This window comes from Sulfitobacter sp. M05 (assembly GCF_029285175.1).
Lineage (GTDB): Bacteria > Pseudomonadota > Alphaproteobacteria > Rhodobacterales > Rhodobacteraceae > Sulfitobacter.
In genome coordinates, this window is record NZ_JABEDH010000002.1 from 934,017 (window position 1) to 950,951 (window position 16,935).

19 protein-coding genes are annotated in these 16,935 nt (G+C 58.7%); 7 read left to right on the forward strand and 12 right to left on the reverse strand.

Going from position 1 to position 16,935, the window contains the following annotated elements:
- Position 1 precedes the first annotated feature (1 nt).
- The 3 genes from HKX44_RS12690 to HKX44_RS12700 all read right to left on the reverse strand — a co-directional run bounded on the left by HKX44_RS12690 (position 2) and on the right by HKX44_RS12700 (position 1,801).
- Positions 2–775 (reverse strand): HpcH/HpaI aldolase/citrate lyase family protein, encoded by a 774-nt coding sequence (locus HKX44_RS12690; RefSeq protein WP_276151693.1) that lies wholly within the window; start codon positions 773–775, stop codon positions 2–4.
- Between the two features lie 71 nt (positions 776–846).
- The gene (locus HKX44_RS12695; RefSeq protein WP_276151694.1) at positions 847–1,539 is read right to left on the reverse strand and encodes a hypothetical protein; all 693 of its coding nucleotides are present in this window, start codon (positions 1,537–1,539) and stop codon (positions 847–849) included.
- Entirely contained in the window at positions 1,511–1,801 is a 291-nt protein-coding gene (locus HKX44_RS12700) for a hypothetical protein (RefSeq protein ID WP_276151695.1), read from the reverse strand. Before HKX44_RS12700 ends, HKX44_RS12695 begins: the two co-directional genes overlap by 29 nt.
- Before the next feature lie 168 nt (positions 1,802–1,969).
- Here HKX44_RS12700 and HKX44_RS12705 point away from each other — a divergent pair, with 168 nt between their 5' ends.
- From HKX44_RS12705 to HKX44_RS12720, 4 genes are all read left to right on the forward strand, one after another.
- Positions 1,970–2,497, forward strand: coding sequence for a hypothetical protein (locus tag HKX44_RS12705; RefSeq protein ID WP_276151696.1), 528 nt, complete (start codon positions 1,970–1,972; stop codon positions 2,495–2,497).
- A 111-nt stretch (positions 2,498–2,608) separates the two neighbouring features.
- Complete coding sequence (locus HKX44_RS12710; protein WP_276151697.1) at positions 2,609–3,214, forward strand: ribonuclease HII; 606 nt, start codon at positions 2,609–2,611, stop codon at positions 3,212–3,214.
- Positions 3,215–3,331: 117 nt separating this feature from the next.
- Positions 3,332–4,432, forward strand: a complete 1,101-nt coding sequence (locus tag HKX44_RS12715) for a site-specific DNA-methyltransferase (RefSeq protein ID WP_276151698.1) — start codon at positions 3,332–3,334, stop codon at positions 4,430–4,432.
- Between the two features lie 288 nt (positions 4,433–4,720).
- A complete protein-coding gene (locus tag HKX44_RS12720; protein WP_276151699.1) occupies positions 4,721–5,104 on the forward strand; it encodes a hypothetical protein in 384 nt (127 codons plus the stop codon).
- A gap of 178 nt (positions 5,105–5,282) precedes the next feature.
- Here HKX44_RS12720 and HKX44_RS12725 read toward each other — a convergent pair whose 3' ends face one another.
- The 3 genes from HKX44_RS12725 to mutY form a co-directional block, all read right to left on the reverse strand.
- Complete coding sequence (locus tag HKX44_RS12725) at positions 5,283–5,705, reverse strand: response regulator (protein ID WP_276151700.1); 423 nt, start codon at positions 5,703–5,705, stop codon at positions 5,283–5,285.
- A 62-nt stretch (positions 5,706–5,767) separates the two neighbouring features.
- The gene (locus HKX44_RS12730) at positions 5,768–6,919 is read right to left on the reverse strand and encodes an alkane 1-monooxygenase (RefSeq protein WP_276151701.1); all 1,152 of its coding nucleotides are present in this window, start codon (positions 6,917–6,919) and stop codon (positions 5,768–5,770) included.
- Between the two features lie 87 nt (positions 6,920–7,006).
- Positions 7,007–8,056 carry an A/G-specific adenine glycosylase gene (mutY, locus tag HKX44_RS12735; protein WP_276151912.1) on the reverse strand — a complete coding sequence of 350 codons (1,050 nt, stop codon included), beginning with the start codon at positions 8,054–8,056 and terminating at the stop codon, positions 7,007–7,009.
- Between the two features lie 93 nt (positions 8,057–8,149).
- Between mutY and HKX44_RS12740 the strand changes: the two genes are divergently transcribed.
- Genes HKX44_RS12740 through HKX44_RS12750 form a run of 3 tightly spaced genes read left to right on the forward strand, consistent with a single transcriptional unit; the run spans position 8,150 to position 10,486 of the window.
- Positions 8,150–8,656: a DciA family protein gene (locus tag HKX44_RS12740; protein WP_276151702.1), complete on the forward strand. Its 507-nt coding sequence runs from the start codon at positions 8,150–8,152 to the stop codon at positions 8,654–8,656.
- Positions 8,657–8,678: 22 nt separating this feature from the next.
- The gene (locus tag HKX44_RS12745; RefSeq protein ID WP_276151703.1) at positions 8,679–9,362 is read left to right on the forward strand and encodes a DsbA family protein; all 684 of its coding nucleotides are present in this window, start codon (positions 8,679–8,681) and stop codon (positions 9,360–9,362) included.
- Positions 9,362–10,486, forward strand: a complete 1,125-nt coding sequence (locus HKX44_RS12750; RefSeq protein ID WP_276151704.1) for a CaiB/BaiF CoA-transferase family protein — start codon at positions 9,362–9,364, stop codon at positions 10,484–10,486. Before HKX44_RS12745 ends, HKX44_RS12750 begins: the two co-directional genes overlap by 1 nt.
- Before the next feature lie 32 nt (positions 10,487–10,518).
- Here the strand turns inward: HKX44_RS12750 and lpxK are convergent, their stop codons facing one another.
- The 6 genes from lpxK to HKX44_RS12780 all read right to left on the reverse strand — a co-directional run bounded on the left by lpxK (position 10,519) and on the right by HKX44_RS12780 (position 16,838).
- Complete coding sequence (gene lpxK, locus HKX44_RS12755; protein WP_276151705.1) at positions 10,519–11,514, reverse strand: tetraacyldisaccharide 4'-kinase; 996 nt, start codon at positions 11,512–11,514, stop codon at positions 10,519–10,521.
- Positions 11,511–12,752 (reverse strand): glycosyltransferase N-terminal domain-containing protein, encoded by a 1,242-nt coding sequence (locus HKX44_RS12760; RefSeq protein WP_276151706.1) that lies wholly within the window; start codon positions 12,750–12,752, stop codon positions 11,511–11,513. Before HKX44_RS12760 ends, lpxK begins: the two co-directional genes overlap by 4 nt.
- 6 nt (positions 12,753–12,758) lie before the next feature.
- Positions 12,759–13,001, reverse strand: coding sequence for a DUF4170 domain-containing protein (locus tag HKX44_RS12765; RefSeq protein WP_276151707.1), 243 nt, complete (start codon positions 12,999–13,001; stop codon positions 12,759–12,761).
- A 57-nt stretch (positions 13,002–13,058) separates the two neighbouring features.
- Positions 13,059–13,835, reverse strand: coding sequence for a 3'(2'),5'-bisphosphate nucleotidase CysQ (locus tag HKX44_RS12770; RefSeq protein WP_276151708.1), 777 nt, complete (start codon positions 13,833–13,835; stop codon positions 13,059–13,061).
- On the reverse strand, positions 13,822–15,168 hold the full coding sequence (locus HKX44_RS12775; RefSeq protein ID WP_276151709.1) for a TldD/PmbA family protein: 1,347 nt from the start codon (positions 15,166–15,168) through the stop codon (positions 13,822–13,824). Before HKX44_RS12775 ends, HKX44_RS12770 begins: the two co-directional genes overlap by 14 nt.
- A gap of 137 nt (positions 15,169–15,305) precedes the next feature.
- Complete coding sequence (locus HKX44_RS12780; RefSeq protein WP_276151710.1) at positions 15,306–16,838, reverse strand: DUF2125 domain-containing protein; 1,533 nt, start codon at positions 16,836–16,838, stop codon at positions 15,306–15,308.
- Positions 16,839–16,935 lie beyond the last annotated feature (97 nt).

Sequence of the window (16,935 nt, forward strand, 5' to 3'; positions counted from 1 at the left end):
GTCAGTGACGGTCTTTCCATTTGGCGCTCAGCGCTTTGGCCGCCGCGTTAAGCAACAAGACATCCGCCCCCACAGCGACGAACTGGGCACCGGCGGCAAGCGCGGCCTCGGTCATCGGATCATGGGTGGACAGGATGCCGGGGGCCTTGCCGGCGGCACGAATGCGCGCCAGCGCGTCCATGATTGTGGTCTGCACGTCCCTATGCAGGGAATCCCCCATATGACCCATGTCGGCGGCCAGATCAGCGGGGCCGATGAACACGCCGTCGATCCCCTCAGTGGCAAGGATTTCGTCAAGCGCGGCCAGCCCCTTGCGGTTTTCCACCTGCACCAACAGGCAAATCTCTGCGTCCGCCGTTGTGCCGTAGTCCTTGATTTGCGAAAAACGCGCCGCGCGGGTCAGGGCATAACCGACCCCGCGATCCCCATGCGGCGGATAGGTTACGTCGCGCACCAGCTGGCGGGCCTGATCGGCACTTTCCACCATTGGCACCAGCACAGTTTGCGCGCCGGCATCCAGCACCTGTTTCAACATATAGGTTTCGCCAACCGGCACCCGGACCACCGGATGGCTGTTTGAGGCTTCCAATACCTGCAACTGGGCGAGGATGCTGCGCAAATCGTTCGGCGCGTGTTCGCCGTCAATCACCAGCCAGTCGAAACCCGCAGCGCCCATCAGTTCCGCGCTGAACGTATCGGCAAGCCCAAGCCAGCAGCCGAATTGGATCTTGCCCTCGGAGAGAGATTTCTTGAATGGGTTTATTGGCGCAGGCATGGGCAGTGTCCTTGGTCTGAAGTTCTTCTCACCCTAGACCTGTGCGGGGGAATTTGACCAGAGCCTGCGGATCAGATGACCTTGATCACCTGTTTGTCGATGGCCAGCATATAGCCGCGCCGCGCAATGTTCTTGACCAAAAGTTCACTTACAATCTGGTTGCCCAATGTGTCGCGCAACCGTTTGATCCGTGTCGCGCCTGCCGCCTCGTCACAATCTGCGGCCAGCCGTCCCGATATCACCCCTTCGATTTCCGACCCCGACATCACATCATCATCCATCCGCGCCTCGGCCAGAACGGACATGGTTTCCATTGCCGCATCGGTCAGTTTGAAACCAAGGTTGTTCAGATAAACCGTGTTTTCTTCCCGGCTGATCAAAAGGGAATTCACCTGAATGCCGGCCCGTTCGATCTGGGCCATACGGCGGTTGAACCCCACCAGCATGATCAGGAACACAAGTGCGGCCATCAACATCGCAGCGGCGAACACCAGCAATACAAAGATCACCATGCGATAACTGGCCAGAGTATCCGAGAATGCCGTGCCTGATTGTGCAAGTATTTCCAAAAGCTTGATCGTCGCGCCGCTGGTCAGGTCGTCGTTTTCAACAAAAATGCGTTCGACCTGTGCATTGAACAGATTTGCATCCGGCAATGTCCAGAACAACACGATGGCCCCGACGACCAACAAGACAACAATCGCAGCAATGCCAAAGCCGACAAAGCGGCGCAGATCAGAAGCGGAGGTAGTTTTGGCCGGCACTGTCTTTCCTTTGATCAAGTCCGTCTTCTCCGAAAGTAGAGATGACATTAAGAAGCGACCAGCCTTGGACGGCGAGACGCGGGGCCAGTTCAGCAGCGGCTGATCCGGCATCACAGGCTCCGTTGATCTGTGCAACACCGTAGTGCAGGCGCAGTGGGTCATCCTGTTTGGCTTTGTAATCGGCGTAACATCCCCCCGCATGTGCGGGCAGGGCACCACCGATCAACAGGCCAAAGGCGAGGGGGAGGGCAAGGTGTTTCATACTGTCATTCTTGAGCCTTTGAGCCATGATATTCAATAACGCGCCGCGATTTGCCTGCCGGTTATCCGATAACGGGGTGCTGTTATTGCCTGTCTGGCGGGCCGGTGGCCAATGTTGATTTGTCAAAGCGCGGGCTGTCCTGCACCGCGCAGCAGAGAGGATCACATAATGTACCGCAAATTTATTGCCACCGTGGCCGCCGCGTCGATCGCCCTGACTGCGTTTGGTGCTTTGCCCGCCGCGGCCGGGGATCGCCGGACCGCCAATACGATTGCCGCGCTTTTGGGGTTGGCGGTTGTGGGCAAGATTATTCACGACCGGAAGGACAAGAAAAAGCAGGCCGGCAACCACCAGTCAAATCCGGACCACCGCGCGCCGGTCTATGGCAAGCCGATCCACCAGCAGCCGATTCACAGAGAACCCGCATACCAACCGCCGCGCTATGATCAGCCGGTGCCGCGTCCCTTGCCTGACCGTGTCAGTCGCAAGCTTTTGCCGCAGCAATGTCTGCGCAGGGTGGAAACCCGCCACGGTCGTGTGCGCATGTTCGCCAGCCGGTGTCTCAAGCGCAATTATGACTACACCCACCGCCTGCCACGGCAGTGCAACTATACTTTTAACACCGGCCGCGGCGACCGTCGCGGATATGAAGCACGTTGTTTACGTGACCACGGATTCCGTTTGGCGCGGGGATAACATCGCGCCTTGATCCGGGCGGGTCCCTTTGCTCGGATGACTGGGGAGGATGTTCGGGCATCCTCCCTTTTTCATGTTGAGCCTTGGGCGTGTTTGCGGTCTTGAAGGGGCATGAAACCGGATTTTGAATTTGAACGCGCCGCCATGGCGCAGGGGTACACGCGCATCGCGGGTGTGGATGAAGTGGGCCGCGGCCCTTTGGCGGGGCCAGTGACGGCCGCAGCGGTGATTTTGGATCCCGCGCGTATTCCCGAGGGACTGAACGATTCAAAAAAGCTGACCAAAAAGGCCCGTGAACGGCTTTATGACGAAATTATGGAGGTGGCCGAAGTCAGCATCGCCCATGCCTCTGTCGAGGAAATCGACGATATCAACATCCTGCGCGCCAGCCACCTTGCGATGATGCGCGCGATTGAGGGGCTTAAAACCCCTGCTGACTATGTGTTGGTGGATGGCAACATGTTGCCCCGCGATTTGGTCTTACCAGCGCAAACCATCATCAAGGGTGATGCCCGTTCGCAGAGCATTTCGGCTGCCTCAATTATGGCCAAAATTTGTCGAGATTGTGTCATGTTGTCCTTGGCGCAACAGCACCCGGGTTATGGCTGGGAAACCAACATGGGATATGGATCAAAAAGACACATAGAAGCCCTGCAAGAACTTGGGGTAACCCCACACCATAGACGTTCGTTCAAGCCCGTACACAATATGTTGTAGCAACAATTTTTCTTAACCAATTGATTCAAAAAACAATTTGACCGCGAATCGTCTTTGACTCATCCTGATCCCAACAAACGAGCACAAAATGTGCCGGGGACCAGAGGCAGAAAATTGATGAAGACGATTGAGAAAAGCACCGCGGTGCTTCCATTAAACACGATCCTTGATGGCGACTGTATCGAGGCGATGAATGCCCTTCCCGAGGCAAGCATTGACCTGATCTTTGCTGACCCTCCTTATAACCTGCAACTGCGTGGTGATCTGGTTCGTCCGGATAACTCCAAGGTTGATGCGGTAGATGATGAATGGGATCAATTCGCCAGCTTTAAGGCCTATGATGATTTCACCCGTGCGTGGTTGAAAGCGGCCCGTCGTCTGCTCAAGCCCAATGGCGCGATCTGGGTTATCGGCAGCTATCACAACATTTTCCGTGTTGGTGCCGCCTTGCAGGATGCCGGTTTCTGGATCCTGAACGATGTGGTCTGGCGCAAGTCGAACCCGATGCCGAACTTCCGCGGCAAGCGTTTTACCAACGCCCATGAGACGATGATCTGGGCCGGTAAAGACGAAAACTCCAAATACACCTTTAACTATGAGGCGCTGAAAGCCCTCAACGAAGGTATCCAGATGCGCAGTGACTGGGTCTTGCCGATCTGTACCGGCCATGAGCGGCTGAAGAACGAAGACGGCGACAAAGCCCATCCGACACAAAAGCCGGAAAGCCTGCTGCACCGTGTTCTGGTTGGGTCGACCAACCCGGGTGACGTGATCCTTGACCCGTTTTTCGGGACAGGTACCACAGGTGCGGTTGCAAAGATGTTGGGCCGCGATTTCATCGGCATCGAGCGCGAAGAAGCTTATCGCAAGGTTGCAACAAAACGACTGAGCAAAGTGCGCAAGTTTGACCGTGAGGCCCTGCAAACCACAACGTCCAAACGTGCAGAGCCACGTGTGCCTTTTGGCCAGTTGGTCGAACGGGGCATGTTGCGCCCGGGCGAGGAGCTTTACTCACTGAACGGACGTCACAAGGCCAAGGTCCGTGCCGATGGCACGCTGATCGGGTCGGATGTCAAAGGATCAATCCATCAGGTCGGGGCGGCATATGAGAAAGCGCCCAGCTGTAACGGATGGACCTACTGGTGCTTTAAGAAGGACGGCAAGCGCGTGCCGATTGACCTTCTGCGCCAGCAGATAAGGGCCGAAATGGCCAACTGAGAATTGTTGTTTCCGGCACTTGTTCCTCAAGAATATCCTGGCTGACCCTATGGTCGCACAGGGTGGTTGAGGCTGCCTTTTGACAGAAAAACCGGAAACACCCAGAACACCGCCGGTGCCTGCGGCCTTCTAGATGAAGGTTGCCTAGAAAGGCACTCACCTTAGCCCCGCCCTTGTGGCGGGGCCTTTTTATTTGATGCTTCCCTGCAAGTCGCACTGCGTGCAAACGCCACATCGACCCGATGCAACAGCGGCGGGATGGTTGGAAAGTCAGAGGAGTACGAACCGATGGATTTCAAAATGTTAAGCTGTGTGGCCACCGCAGTCTTTGGCGCGCTTTGCCTGATCCTCATGGTGCTGCCCGAATTGATCTACTGGATGTTTGCCCTTGAACAGGCGCAGGTGGGCGATGTCCTTGCCAAACGCGCGGCTATGTTGTTTCTGGGGTTTGCAACGCTTTGTTTTATGGCGCGGGATACCATGCTGGACGAGGTGAAGCAGCTGGTGTCGGTGACTGTCATCACCGCAATGGTCGCTATGGCACTTCTTGGAACTTACGAATTTTGGCAGGGCACGGTCGGTGCCGGTATCTGGATCGCTATTCTGGCTGAATGGGGGATTGCGGGGCTGTTTTTTCGCGGTCGACCAAGGGGAGAGGCCGCGAGCAAGTGATTCAAGTTTTACTCAAAGCGCTCTAGGACCAGTGGACATTCATCGCGCTGAAGGCAGGCGATGAAAATCCACAGACCCTATGGCACCCAACCTTAAACATGAATCCCCAATACCTTGCCACGCTGCGCGTTCTTGGGCATCGGAGATACGAAATGCCTCAGGTTAAAGGCCGGACACTTTAGTTCACCAGATTTGACGGGTCCTTTTGAAAAACCGCGTGAACGTATCGGCGGTCAAATTCTGTCTTGCTCAGCACAAAGGCGACACCAGCCGAGGATGCCTTTTCCCACATAAAGGGAGAGGGCCAGTCACTTATGATGATCACGGGGATGTCGGCGTAATTTGCATCACGGGCCAATTCGAGGGCGAAATCAGCACCCAGCCCATCGGGCAGGTTGTTATCCAGCAGGATCAGTGACACGGGCGCTTTTTCCATGACGCGACGGGCCAGTTTCAGGGTGGTCGCCGCCTCGATATGAAATGGATGATTGGATTTTTGCATAATCCGGGTCAGTTTTTCCCGATCAAAATCGCTGTCCTCCACAATCAGACAGGTCTGGTGGGGCCGAGGTTTTGCGGTTTGGATGCGATCCGGCTGCATGTGTGACCCCTCTCATAATGCAGCCAAAGGGGTGCCATGAAAGCATTAAGATTAGGTGAGTTTCAGCGCGGCATCGGCGTTTGCTGTTTATTATAATCTCCCCAGTCTGAAATCTCGGGGTAATAGCTGCGCCGCCATGCGCGCACCCGCGGGTTCATAACGCGTCGCCACAGGGGCGGGATCATTGCGGCCATGGTCATCACCGGATACCCGAAAGGCAGTTGTGGTGCCTCGTCCGCTCCATAGTTCTGCAACACGGGAAACCGGCGGTCGGGTTTATAGTGATGATCGGAATGGCGTTGCAGGTTGATCAACAGCCAATTCGATGCCTTATGTGCGGCATTCCATGAATGATGCGGTTTGACGTGTTCATATTTGCCATCCCCCAGATGTTTGCGGGTCAGCCCGTAATGTTCGATGTAATTGACCAGCTCTAGTTGCCAGATCGCGATACCGGCCTGCACAAAAAACAGCATCAGCCCGGACCAGCCGCCAAGGATCAAGGCAAGGCTGATAAAGGCGATTTGCAAGCCCCAGTATTTCCAGAACGGATTGCTGCGGTTGTGCCAAGGCAGATTTTTGCGGGCCAGCATATTGGCCTCGGCCTTGAAGGCGGAATGCAGGCACTGGCGCAAGACCCGCGGATAGAACCGGTGAAACCCTTCGTTGTATCGGGCCGTCACCGGATCGCGTGGCGTGGCAACATAGCGGTGATGCACCAGAAGGTGTTCGGAACGGAAATGCGAGTAAAGTACCATCGCCAGCAAGACGTCTGCCAGAAACCGCTCAAGCCGGTTTTTCTGGTGCATTAACTCGTGACTATAGTTGATCCCGATGGTCCCGGTGATCACGCCGACGCCAAAGAACAGCGCAATGCGTTCGAACAGGCCCAGATGTTCCGCCTGCGGCACATACCAGATCAGCCCGAATACCGTCAGCAGCTGCGCCGGCACCCAGATCAGCGTGACCAGGCGATACCAATACAGGTCGTCGTCGTTGGCCTCTAGGTCGGCATTGTCCAGATTGAGCCCCAGCACAGCGTCCAGCAATGAGAACAGGAACCATGTGACCAGCGGCAGCAGGGCAATGCTCCAGCCGCCAGTCAGGGCACAGACCCAAGCCAGCGGAATAAGGCCCAGTGACATCCAAAATGGCAGGGCGCGCGACAGGCGGCGCAGGTCACTGCGGGGAATTGGCGTGGTGTGTCGGGACATGGCGGGGCCTCTGGGGTAGGAATTGACCCATGTTACCGCAGATTGTCAGGCGGGCAAACCGGCGACGGAGGTGAGCGGCAGGAGTTATTACCCCTGCGCCAAATCGTAAGCCTTGCGCATGACCGTGGGCAAATCCGATGGGCGGAACCGGGTGCGCGGGACAAAGTCGCCGGGGGTGTCATTGGGTACCTTTGCCAGCTGAACCGTTAAGATCAGGTGGAAATGGGTGAACGTGTGGCGGACCTCGCCAGCGAGGGCCTGCCAGTCGGCGGCGACCGGGGGCGTACCTTTGGGCAAGGGCGCGCTGGTGTCGACCCAATCTGAACCGGGCCAGCCCAGCATCCCGCCCAGCAACCCTTTTTCGGGGCGGGTTTCCAGCAACCACGCCCCATCGGTGCGCTGCGCCAGATAAACCGTACCATGACGCACCGGTTTGGGCTTTTTCGGCGTTTTTTTGGGCAGCTCGTTTTGGGTGCCCATGGCGCGGGCGGCGCAGGGATCGCGCCATGGGCATATGCCGCAGGCTGGCGATTTGGGGGAACAGATGGTTGCGCCCAGATCCATCACTGCCTGGGCATAATCCCCGGGGCGCTTGGCGGGTGTCAGGGCTTCGGCACGTTCCATTAACACCGGTTTCACCGCCGGCAGCGGTGTGTGGACATCATAAAGCCGCGCCATCACCCGTTCGACATTGCCGTCCAGCACCGTGTGGCGCAGATCAAATGCAATCGAGGAGACGGCGGCGGCAGTATAAGGCCCGATGCCGGGCAGCTTCAGCAGCGCGGCATGATCGGCTGGAAACTCGCCGGCATGTTCATCCACGACAGCGCGCGCGCATTTCAACAGGTTGCGGGCGCGGGCGTAATATCCCAATCCGGCCCATTCGGCCATCACATCGGCATCTTGTGCCGCAGCCAGATCGCCAACTGTCGGCCATCGCGTCACGAAACGCTGGAAATAGTCGCGCACCGTTGCAACGGTGGTTTGTTGCAACATGATTTCGCTCATCCAGATGCGGTAAGGATCGGGTTGCACACCGGCCTTGCGTTGCGCCGGCCCCACACGCCAAGGCATTTCACGGGCATGAATATCGTACCAATCCAGCAAAATGCGCGGCAGGGCGATGGTATCTGGCATATCACGCAATTTTTATGTCCCTCTGGCCGGCATTGGTTGGTGCTGGAGCGCCGATAAACTATCATATAGAAAGCGCTGAAAGGAAACACAGCCATGCCGCCACGGCGCACCAGCACAAAAGGGTTCAAACGCACCGACAGCTTGTTGTCGGGGCAGATACGTCGCGCGTCAGAAACGCGCGGTTTTGCCCAATCGCGCTTGTTGACCCAATGGAGCGAAATCGCCGGTCAGGATATCGCGGCAATCGCCCAACCTGTTGAAATCGGATACAATCGCGGGGGTATGGGCGCGACGCTGACCTTGCTGACCAACGGGGCAAATGCGCCTATGCTGGAAATGCAGAAAGAACAGCTGCGGGCGAAAGTGAATGCGGTCTATGGCTATAATGCGATTGCCCGTGTGCGGATCACGCAGACGGCATCGACAGGTTTTGCCGACGGCAAGGTTTCATTCGGGCACAAGAAGCCAGAGGCCAAGCCCACCCCTGACCCGGCGCTGCGACAAATGGCGGCGGCGGCTGCGCAACCTGTTTGCGATGATGGCCTGCGTGCGGCCCTTGCGCGTCTGGGTGAGAACATATTGAACAAGAACAACCGCTGAACAGCAGCAAAGGAACGACATGATGCAACGCAGAAACATGATACTTGGTGGCTTTGCCGTGCTTGGCCTTGGCGGCTGGGCATTGACCAGCAATCTGGGCGGCAAAAGCGGGTCGACAGAGATCACAAATATGGCCGGTGCTGCAAATGCGCAGACCACAACGGGTGACTTCGACACCTCCAGCATTCAGGAAATGGTGCTTGGGAACCCCGATGCGGCAGTGACTGTGATCGAATACGCTTCCTTTACCTGCCCGCATTGCGCAGATTTTCACAGCGGGGCCTTCAAACAACTGAAGGCTGATTTCATCGACACCGGCAAAATCAAATTTATCTACCGCGAAGTCTATTTTGATCGTCCGGGCCTGTGGGCATCGATGATTGCGCGCTGCGGCGGACAAGATAAATTTTTCGGTATCGTCGATCTGATTTTCAAGGGGCTGTCCACTTGGGCGCGTGCCGGCGAACCTGCCGCTATTGTCGAAGAGCTGCGCAAGATTGCGCGTCTGGCCGGTATGGACAACGAAACCATCGACGCCTGTTTGCAGGATGGCGATAAGGCTCAGACGCTGGTGGCATGGTTCGAAGAAAACAAGGACCGCGACAACATCACCTCAACGCCCAGTTTCCTGATCAATGGTGCCAAACATTCGAACATGCCCTACGCCGAGATGAAAAAACTGATCGAAGCCGAACTGGGCAGCTGATGAACGAGGAAAACCGCGGCCCGCTGGCCGGTCTCAAGGTTGTTGAAATGGCCCGGGTTCTGGCGGGGCCATGGGCCGGTCAGACCCTGTCGGATCTGGGCTGTGATGTCATCAAGGTAGAAAGCCCGGCCGGCGATGATACGCGCCAATGGGGCCCGCCGTTTGTGGAACGGGATGACGATGTTTCGGCGTCCTATTTCCATTCCACGAATCGCGGCAAGGCCAGCGTGACCATTGATTTTCGCACAGAGGAAGGTCAAGCGCGGCTGAAAGACCTGCTGCGCGATGCGGATATCGTGATCGAGAACTTCAAGACCGGCGGTCTTGCGAAATACGGGCTGGATTATGATAGCCTGCACGCCGAGTTCCCGCGTTTGATCTATTGCTCTATCACTGGTTTTGGCCACACCGGGCCTTATGCCCACCGCGCGGGATATGATTTTATCATTCAGGGCATGTCGGGTCTGATGTCGATCACCGGCGAACCCGACCGCCAGCCGCAAAAGTCCGGTATGGCGATCACCGATGTTTTCACTGGTGTTTATGCGACCACTGCCATTCTTGCCGCGGTTCATCAGCGCGGCAAGACGGGACGCGGCCAACACATTGACATGGCCCTGCTGGATTGTGCGGTTGCGATCACCGGCAATCAGGCGATGAATTACATGACGACCGGCGTTGCGCCGACGCGGATGGGCAATGCCCACCCCAATCTGACCCCCTACGAGGTGTTTAATACCTCGGACGGGCATATCATCATCGCCACCGGCAATGACGGGCAGTTCCAGCGCCTGTGTCGTTTGCTTGGGCTGGACGATATGGCGATTGCACCCGAGTATGCCAAGAACGCCGGCCGTGTGGCGAACCGCCCCGAGATGAACCGCCGGATCGAGGGGGCCACGTCACAGCGCACCCGCGACGATTTGCTGGCCGCCTGTGAGGCGCATAACGTGCCTGCTGGTCCGATCAACAATCTGGATGACGTGATGGCTGATCCCCAAGTGGTTGCCCGGGGTATGCAGATCGAACTGGACGGTGTGCCGGGTTTGCGTTCGCCCTTCCGGTTCTCGGATGCGGAGCTTGCGCTGCACCGTCCGGCCCCGAAACTGGGCGAGGACAACTGAAGCGAGGATTGCTTTCGTTGGAAGTGTCCGCGTCAGGCCGACTTTGGCAAGGCATCCAGTGCTTGGAACAATGCGTTGCCTTCTGCCAATGTAAGCCGCACCGGTAGGGTGATGACTTTGCTGCGGAAACTGGCAGGCAGGCGCACGGCATCTTTTTCAGTGGTGACAAGTTGGGCACCACGGGCGGCTGCATCCGCTTCCAATCGGGCCATCAGGGCATTGGTCAGGGGTTGGTGGTCGTCCAGGCCTTCGGCATGGATAATTTCAGCGCCCAAACCACGCAGAGTGGCAAAGAACTTTTCCGGGTGGCCGATCCCGGCAAAGGCCAGAACGCGGCTGTCACTCCAGTCCATTCCTGTTTTCAGCGGCTCAAGCCGGGCCGCTACCCGCGCCAGATCGGCAGGAAGGGATGTGCTGTTGGCAAAGTTTTCCTGCGCGGTGTTGTCCCCGATGGAAAGCAGGATATCGGCGCGCGCCAGACCTGTGTTTGCCGGTTCACGCAGTGGCCCCGCGGGCAGACACAGGCCGTTGCCAAACCCACGCGCTGCATCCACGACTACCACGGACAGATCATAGGCCAATGCAGGGTTCTGAAACCCGTCATCCAGCACAATTACGCTGGCCCCTGCCGCCTGCGCCGCCTGCGCCCCTGCCGCGCGATCCTTGGCCACCCAGACCTCGGCAAATGCAGACAGTAGCAATGGTTCGTCCCCGACATCCGCAGCCTTGTGGCGCGCCGGATCAACCCGTACCGGCCCTTCCAACGTGCCGCCATAGCCGCGCGAAACGATGTGCGGTTCGTGAAACAACCCGCGCAGATGTTCGACCACCGCCATCACAGTGGGGGTCTTGCCGGTGCCGCCAGCATTGATATTGCCGACACAAACCACCGGAACCGCCATGCGATGTCTGTCTCCCTGCGCCAATCGCCGTGCCGTCGCGGCGGCATAGAGGGCACCCAAGGGGCGCAAGGCGGTTGCACGCCAGTCAGGGCTAGGCAGGTGCCAAAAGACAGGGGGGCGGATCATGAGCGGCTCAACTCCTTGTCCAGCGCGTCTTGTACAAGATCGATAATTCTGTCGGTCAACTCGGCCCCCTGACTGATCACGTCCCAGCCAGCGTGCGCCATCGCGGCGGCCTGATCGGGGGCGATCAGCCGTGACACGGCGGTGCCCAAAGCGTCCACATCATTGACGATCCGCGCCGCACCGGCAGCGGCAAGGCGCGAATAGGACGGCATAAAGTGACGCAGCCGCGGACCATAAAGGATGGCAGACCCCAAAGCCGCAGCTTCCAAGGGGTCACAGCCATCGCCATGGCCCCGCGATAGGGTGCCGCCCAGAAAAGACACCGGTGCCAGCCGGAAAAACAGCCCGCGTTCGGCGGCATCCGCGGACACCAGCAATTGCGTGGTGTCATCGGGAAATTGGCCGTCATCCCATTGCGCGATTGTAATATTGCGGCTTGCGGCCTGTTCCAGAACATCGCCCACCAACGCAGATACCTCGGGCTGGATGATCAATAACAAACGGTGCGAAAGACGCAGGGCCTGCTTATGTGCCCCAAGGATGATCCTGATTTCTTTGTTCGAGACCCCGGCGGCAAACCATGTGGGGCGCCCGCCCACTGCGGCACAAAGATCAGTCAAATCGCTTTCGACACAGGGCAGAACCCGTCCACCGGCCAGAAGTGCGCCGGTCCCGCCGAGGGATTTTGATGGCAGGTCCAGTCGGCTAAGCCGTTTGAAATCGCGGGTTGACCGGGCAAAGACTGCATCGAATGTTGACAGCAGCCGGCGCGCCAAAGCCGGCAACCAACGGTCGCGCCGGCCGTCAAACCCGCGCGCATCGGCATCTATCAGGAACATGGGACAGCCGCGATCCGCGGTTTCAAGAACAAGATTGGCCCGCAGATTGCCCCAGACCCAGATACAGCTATCCGGTTGCCAATGATCAAGGAAGGCGCTGACCGCCGCGGGGTGTTCGCTGGGCACCGCACATTGGATCAGCGGGCACCCGGGTTTAAGCGGCACCGGACGGTAGCTGCCGTCCTGGTCGGGCAAGGTGATCAGCACACTCAGCCCCTCGCGCGCTGCGACCAGTCGCATGGCGAAATCCTGCACCGCCAGCAGGTTGGACGGTTCTCCGGCGTGTATCCAGACCAGCTCGCCTTCGGGGCGCTGGCGCGGCGGGGTTGTCTCGGGTGCCAATGTGGTGTGCCGTGTCAAAGCACGGTAGGCCGTCAGCCCCAGAGACGACCGCGCCATGGGGGGTTAGCCCAGCTCTTCGGTGGACGAGGCCGCGGTTTCTTCGTCCCGCAACCGGTGCAGATGGGCAATGAAATAGCGCATATGTGCATTGTCGACGGTGCGCTGTGCTTCGTTTTTCCAGGCGTCAAAGGCGCTGGCATAATCTGGGAAAATACCAACAACGTGAATGTCATCGACGTTCTTGAAGGTGTTCTCGCTGGGGGTTACCAGTTCGCCACCAAAGACGAGGTGCAGGCGTTGGGTCATGTCAGGATCCTTGTTGATGCGGGCAAGCCTATGTGCTGCGTACCCAGATGGGAAGTGTCACGCAAGGGCGTCGATCAGGGCCGTTGAAATTGACGCCGCTCCGGCAACCACACCGTTCAGGCGTGGATCGGGATTGTTGAACCGCAACGCGATGCCGGTCCGGTCATGGGCAATGCCACCTGCTTCGGCCACAATCAGCGCGCCGGCGGCAATGTCCCATTCCCAGCTTTTGCGCAGGGTCAGCATCGCTTCGAACCGGCCTTCAGCGACCAGCGCAAGGCGATAGGCCAGAGATGGGCGGAAGCTGCGTTTGAAGGCGGGGCAGGCCCCGGCTTTCCAGACATCTCCCTGCATCGCCGGTTTGGCCACCAGCACAGAAGACTGGGCCAGTTGCGTCTGGCCCGACGCGGCGATCGGCACCCCGTTGCAGGTTGCCCCCATGCCTTTCGCCGCTGCATAAAGCTTGTTTCGCAAGGGAAGGTAAACGACTGCCGCCGTGATTTCCCCTTGCTCGGCGATTGCGATTGAATGCGCCCAAGTGTCAGAGCCTTCAAGAAAACTGCGGGTGCCGTCAATCGGATCAATGATGAACACCCGGTCCCGGGACAGGCGGTCGGCATTGTCCTCGGTTTCTTCGGACAGCCAGCCATAGTCGGGCCGCGCCAGCCGCAATGTCGAACACAGCTGCGCATTGACCGCCAGATCGGCCTCTGTCACGGGCCCTGCGCCATCCGCCTTGTCCCAGCGCCGCGCCGTTGGCCCGGCATAGCTGGTGGCGACCCGTCCGGCGATACGGGCAGCGTCGATCAATAGGGGCAGGTCACGCGCCGGCAAGTGTCATCCCCTCGACAAGCAGTGATGGCACAACACGGCTGAGATGGGTGCGGGCGTCATTGGCCGGGATCATTCTGCGCAACATCTCGCGCAGATTTCCGGCGATGGTGCATTCGTTGATCGTATGGGTGACTTCCCCGTTCTCGACCCAGAAACCGGCTGCCCCGCGCGAATAATCGCCGGTGTTGGGGTTGATGGTCGATCCGATCATCGAGGTGACCAGCAGGCCGGTGCCCATCTCGCGCAGCAGCTCGGCGCGGGTTTTCGTACCCTGCGTCAGCGCCACATTCCAGTTCGTTGGCGCGGGCGCGGAAGAGGTGCCGCGTGCCGCGTTACCCGTTGGGTCCAACCCCAGCTTGCGGGCATTGGCCAGATCCAGCGTCCAAGCTTGCAGCACGCCGTTTTCGACGATCAACCTTTTGCGCGTTGGCAGACCTTCGGCATCAAAAGGGCGCGAACCGCTGGTGCGCGGGCGGTGCGGGTCTTCGATCAAAGACAGGGTATCGGGCAGAACCGCCTCGCCCATGGCATCCCGCAGAAAAGAAGCCCCCCGCGCTACGGCGCTGCCGTTTACGGCAGAGAGCAGATGGCCGATCAGGCTTGAAGAAATCCGTTCGTCAAACAGCACGGGATAGGCACCGGTCGGCGGTTTGCGAGCCTCCAGCCGTTCCACCGCGCGGTTGCCTGCGGATTGACCGATGTCCTTGGCGCTGCGCAGGTCGCTTTGGAATATCCGCCCGTCACCATCATAATCGCGTTCCATCCCCGCGCCGGTGCCGGCAATCGCCACACAAGACAAACCGCGATCCGTGCGGGAATACCCGCCTTCAAACCCGTTGGTCATGGCAGTGAAAACCTCCTGCGCACCATAGCCAGCGCTGGCGGATTGCACCTGTGTCACCCCCTTGACGGCAAGCGCGGCAGCCTCGGCGCGGGCGGCGTCGTCTTGCAGCACTTCTGGGGAAGGTTCCGGCGTTGGGTCATAAAGCTCTAGCGCGTCAACGTCCCATGACTGTGCCAGCTGCTCGGGGGTGGCGAGACCAGCATAGGGGTCTTCGGGGGCTTCGCGCGCCATGGCGACAGCCCGCACCGCCATCTCTTCGATGGTCCGGCCAGAGGTGTCGGAGGCCGAGACCGTCGCCGCACGCTGGCCGACAAAAACCCGCAGGCCGATGTCGACACCTTCTGCGCGTTCGGCCTGTTCCAAGGTGCCACCGCGCACATCAACAGAAACCGATGTCGCCTGCACCGCCTTGGCCTCGGCACTGTCGGCACCTGCTTTGGTGGCCGCCTGCAAAAGCGATTTGGTCAGCGCATCCAAGGGTTGTGACATGGGGGGGAACTCCGGTTTGGGTCTGAGCCTAAGGAGGTAACCTGCGCCCCCTCAAAGGACAAGGGACGCATGGGCAAAGGGCGCAGCATTTGCCGCGCCCCTGTATCGAATGCAAAGTTTTGCAGCATCCGTGCCGGTTAACGCAGGCGCTGGCCGTTTGCCAAAACCTGCCCGTCCGGGGTGAACTCGATTTTGGATTTCAGCGTGTCGGGTGCGTCGCCGGGCACTGCGAACAGGCCCATCATCATCCGCGCACCCATCGCCTGATCCTGTGGCAGCAATCCGATTGCAACCAGCTTGTCCAGCAACGCGTTGCCACCGGACAGCGCAAGGTTCACATCCCCTACCGGGTTGCCGGCACCGGGCACCAGCCCACCAGCGGCCCCGTCAAAGGTAACGTCACCCGCACCTTCCAGTTTGGCACCAGCCGCATCAACCAGCAATGTGCCAAGGCTGACTTGTTTCACTTCACCGGGAGCCCCTGTCAGGGCGGCTGTTGCCTCGGGGTTCATCCAGTCGACCAACAGCTTGGCCTTGCCGGTCAGGTCCAGCACAACGGTTGCCGGATCACGCGGCAATTGGGCTGACGGGTCGAACATGCTCCAGATGAAATCGGACATGGTGAAATCGGCCATCTTCAGACCAAAGGAGAAATCCTGTTCCTCGTCGGATTTGCTGACGGGCATGGCAAGTTTGAAACCGCTTTCCGCCATTTTGATCTCGAAGGGCAGAGGCATCATTTCTGCTGTGACGTTTACGTTTAAATCACGCTGGGCCACATCATAGAGCAACCCGTCCGGCCCCATCTTGAACCCGAAATCGCCACCCTGTGAGGTGGTGGTCATCACATAGTTGCCGTTCTCGGGGTCTTTGATGTCAAACTCTGAACTCCCAGAGGCATAACCCAAGGTGCCGGCCATATCAAAACCGCTGGAAAGCAGCGTGGCCATATCAGCGTCCTTGGCCATTTCACGGGGCATTTCACCCTGACCTGTAAAGGTGAGACCGTTCATCGCGCCTTTGATGGCACCTTGAGCATTTTCACCTTCCGGGTCGTTAACAAAGACGTCGAAAGCGACCGCGCTGATGCTGCCGCTTTGGTCATAGCTGCGCATCTCTCCAACGGTCATGGTTGTCGTGCTGTTCAGGTTGGTGCCGGTGACGTTGATCCGCGCATCGGTGCCGGACATCTCTTTGTCACCCACCTGCATCTGGGTCATGTCCATCGCAAACTGCTCTGCGGTGTACAGATAGGTCATCGCGTCGGGGTCGCCGCTGGCCGTGATTGCATGGCCGGTCTGGGAGAAATTCAAGGTCAGCGTAAACGGTTCCCCGCTGCCGGCCTCGTCCGTGCCCGTCATGGTCATGGGCATATCATCAGGCATGACGATCGCGACACTGCCATCGCGGTTCTGGACAAAGCCCAGCGTTTCCAATGACAACGACATTACGCCATCGGTTTCAGGCATGGAAAAGCTGAAACGCAGGTCGCTGACAGTCAGGTCGTCACCGCTGACGGTCTCGGTCGCTGTGATCTCATACCCCATGCCCTCAAGATAGTTGCGCCAGTCCCCCCAGACATCCTGTGGTGTCAGGTCCGCCCACGCGGCCTGTGTGGCAAGGGAAAATGGCAGGGCAAGGCCAACTGCAAGCGGCGTGAAACGGGACATGTAAAATTCCTTTTTGGCGATTTTTGCGCAAAGTCTGTTAAAGGCCAGACAAGGTCAAGCAGTCTGGTCGGGGGTGGACCAATGATCGGCGAAACAT

What these genes read in the sequence shown, in the direction of transcription:
- HKX44_RS12705 (WP_276151696.1), top strand. Translation starts at nt 1,970, where the DNA reads ATGTACCGCAAATTTATTGCCACCGTGGCCGCCGCGTCGATCGCCCTG.
- HKX44_RS12780 (WP_276151710.1), bottom strand. Translation starts at nt 16,838, where the DNA reads ATGTCCCGTTTCACGCCGCTTGCAGTTGGCCTTGCCCTGCCATTTTCC.
- HKX44_RS12745 (WP_276151703.1), top strand. Translation starts at nt 8,679, where the DNA reads ATGCAACGCAGAAACATGATACTTGGTGGCTTTGCCGTGCTTGGCCTT.
- HKX44_RS12750 (WP_276151704.1), top strand. Translation starts at nt 9,362, where the DNA reads ATGAACGAGGAAAACCGCGGCCCGCTGGCCGGTCTCAAGGTTGTTGAA.
- HKX44_RS12725 (WP_276151700.1), bottom strand. Translation starts at nt 5,705, where the DNA reads ATGCAGCCGGATCGCATCCAAACCGCAAAACCTCGGCCCCACCAGACC.
- lpxK (WP_276151705.1), bottom strand. Translation starts at nt 11,514, where the DNA reads ATGATCCGCCCCCCTGTCTTTTGGCACCTGCCTAGCCCTGACTGGCGT.
- HKX44_RS12700 (WP_276151695.1), bottom strand. Translation starts at nt 1,801, where the DNA reads ATGAAACACCTTGCCCTCCCCCTCGCCTTTGGCCTGTTGATCGGTGGT.
- HKX44_RS12765 (WP_276151707.1), bottom strand. Translation starts at nt 13,001, where the DNA reads ATGACCCAACGCCTGCACCTCGTCTTTGGTGGCGAACTGGTAACCCCC.
- HKX44_RS12730 (WP_276151701.1), bottom strand. Translation starts at nt 6,919, where the DNA reads ATGTCCCGACACACCACGCCAATTCCCCGCAGTGACCTGCGCCGCCTG.
- HKX44_RS12710 (WP_276151697.1), top strand. Translation starts at nt 2,609, where the DNA reads ATGAAACCGGATTTTGAATTTGAACGCGCCGCCATGGCGCAGGGGTAC.
- HKX44_RS12775 (WP_276151709.1), bottom strand. Translation starts at nt 15,168, where the DNA reads ATGTCACAACCCTTGGATGCGCTGACCAAATCGCTTTTGCAGGCGGCC.
- mutY (WP_276151912.1), bottom strand. Translation starts at nt 8,056, where the DNA reads ATGCCAGATACCATCGCCCTGCCGCGCATTTTGCTGGATTGGTACGAT.
- HKX44_RS12690 (WP_276151693.1), bottom strand. Translation starts at nt 775, where the DNA reads ATGCCTGCGCCAATAAACCCATTCAAGAAATCTCTCTCCGAGGGCAAG.
- HKX44_RS12760 (WP_276151706.1), bottom strand. Translation starts at nt 12,752, where the DNA reads ATGGCGCGGTCGTCTCTGGGGCTGACGGCCTACCGTGCTTTGACACGG.
- HKX44_RS12715 (WP_276151698.1), top strand. Translation starts at nt 3,332, where the DNA reads ATGAAGACGATTGAGAAAAGCACCGCGGTGCTTCCATTAAACACGATC.
- HKX44_RS12740 (WP_276151702.1), top strand. Translation starts at nt 8,150, where the DNA reads ATGCCGCCACGGCGCACCAGCACAAAAGGGTTCAAACGCACCGACAGC.
- HKX44_RS12720 (WP_276151699.1), top strand. Translation starts at nt 4,721, where the DNA reads ATGGATTTCAAAATGTTAAGCTGTGTGGCCACCGCAGTCTTTGGCGCG.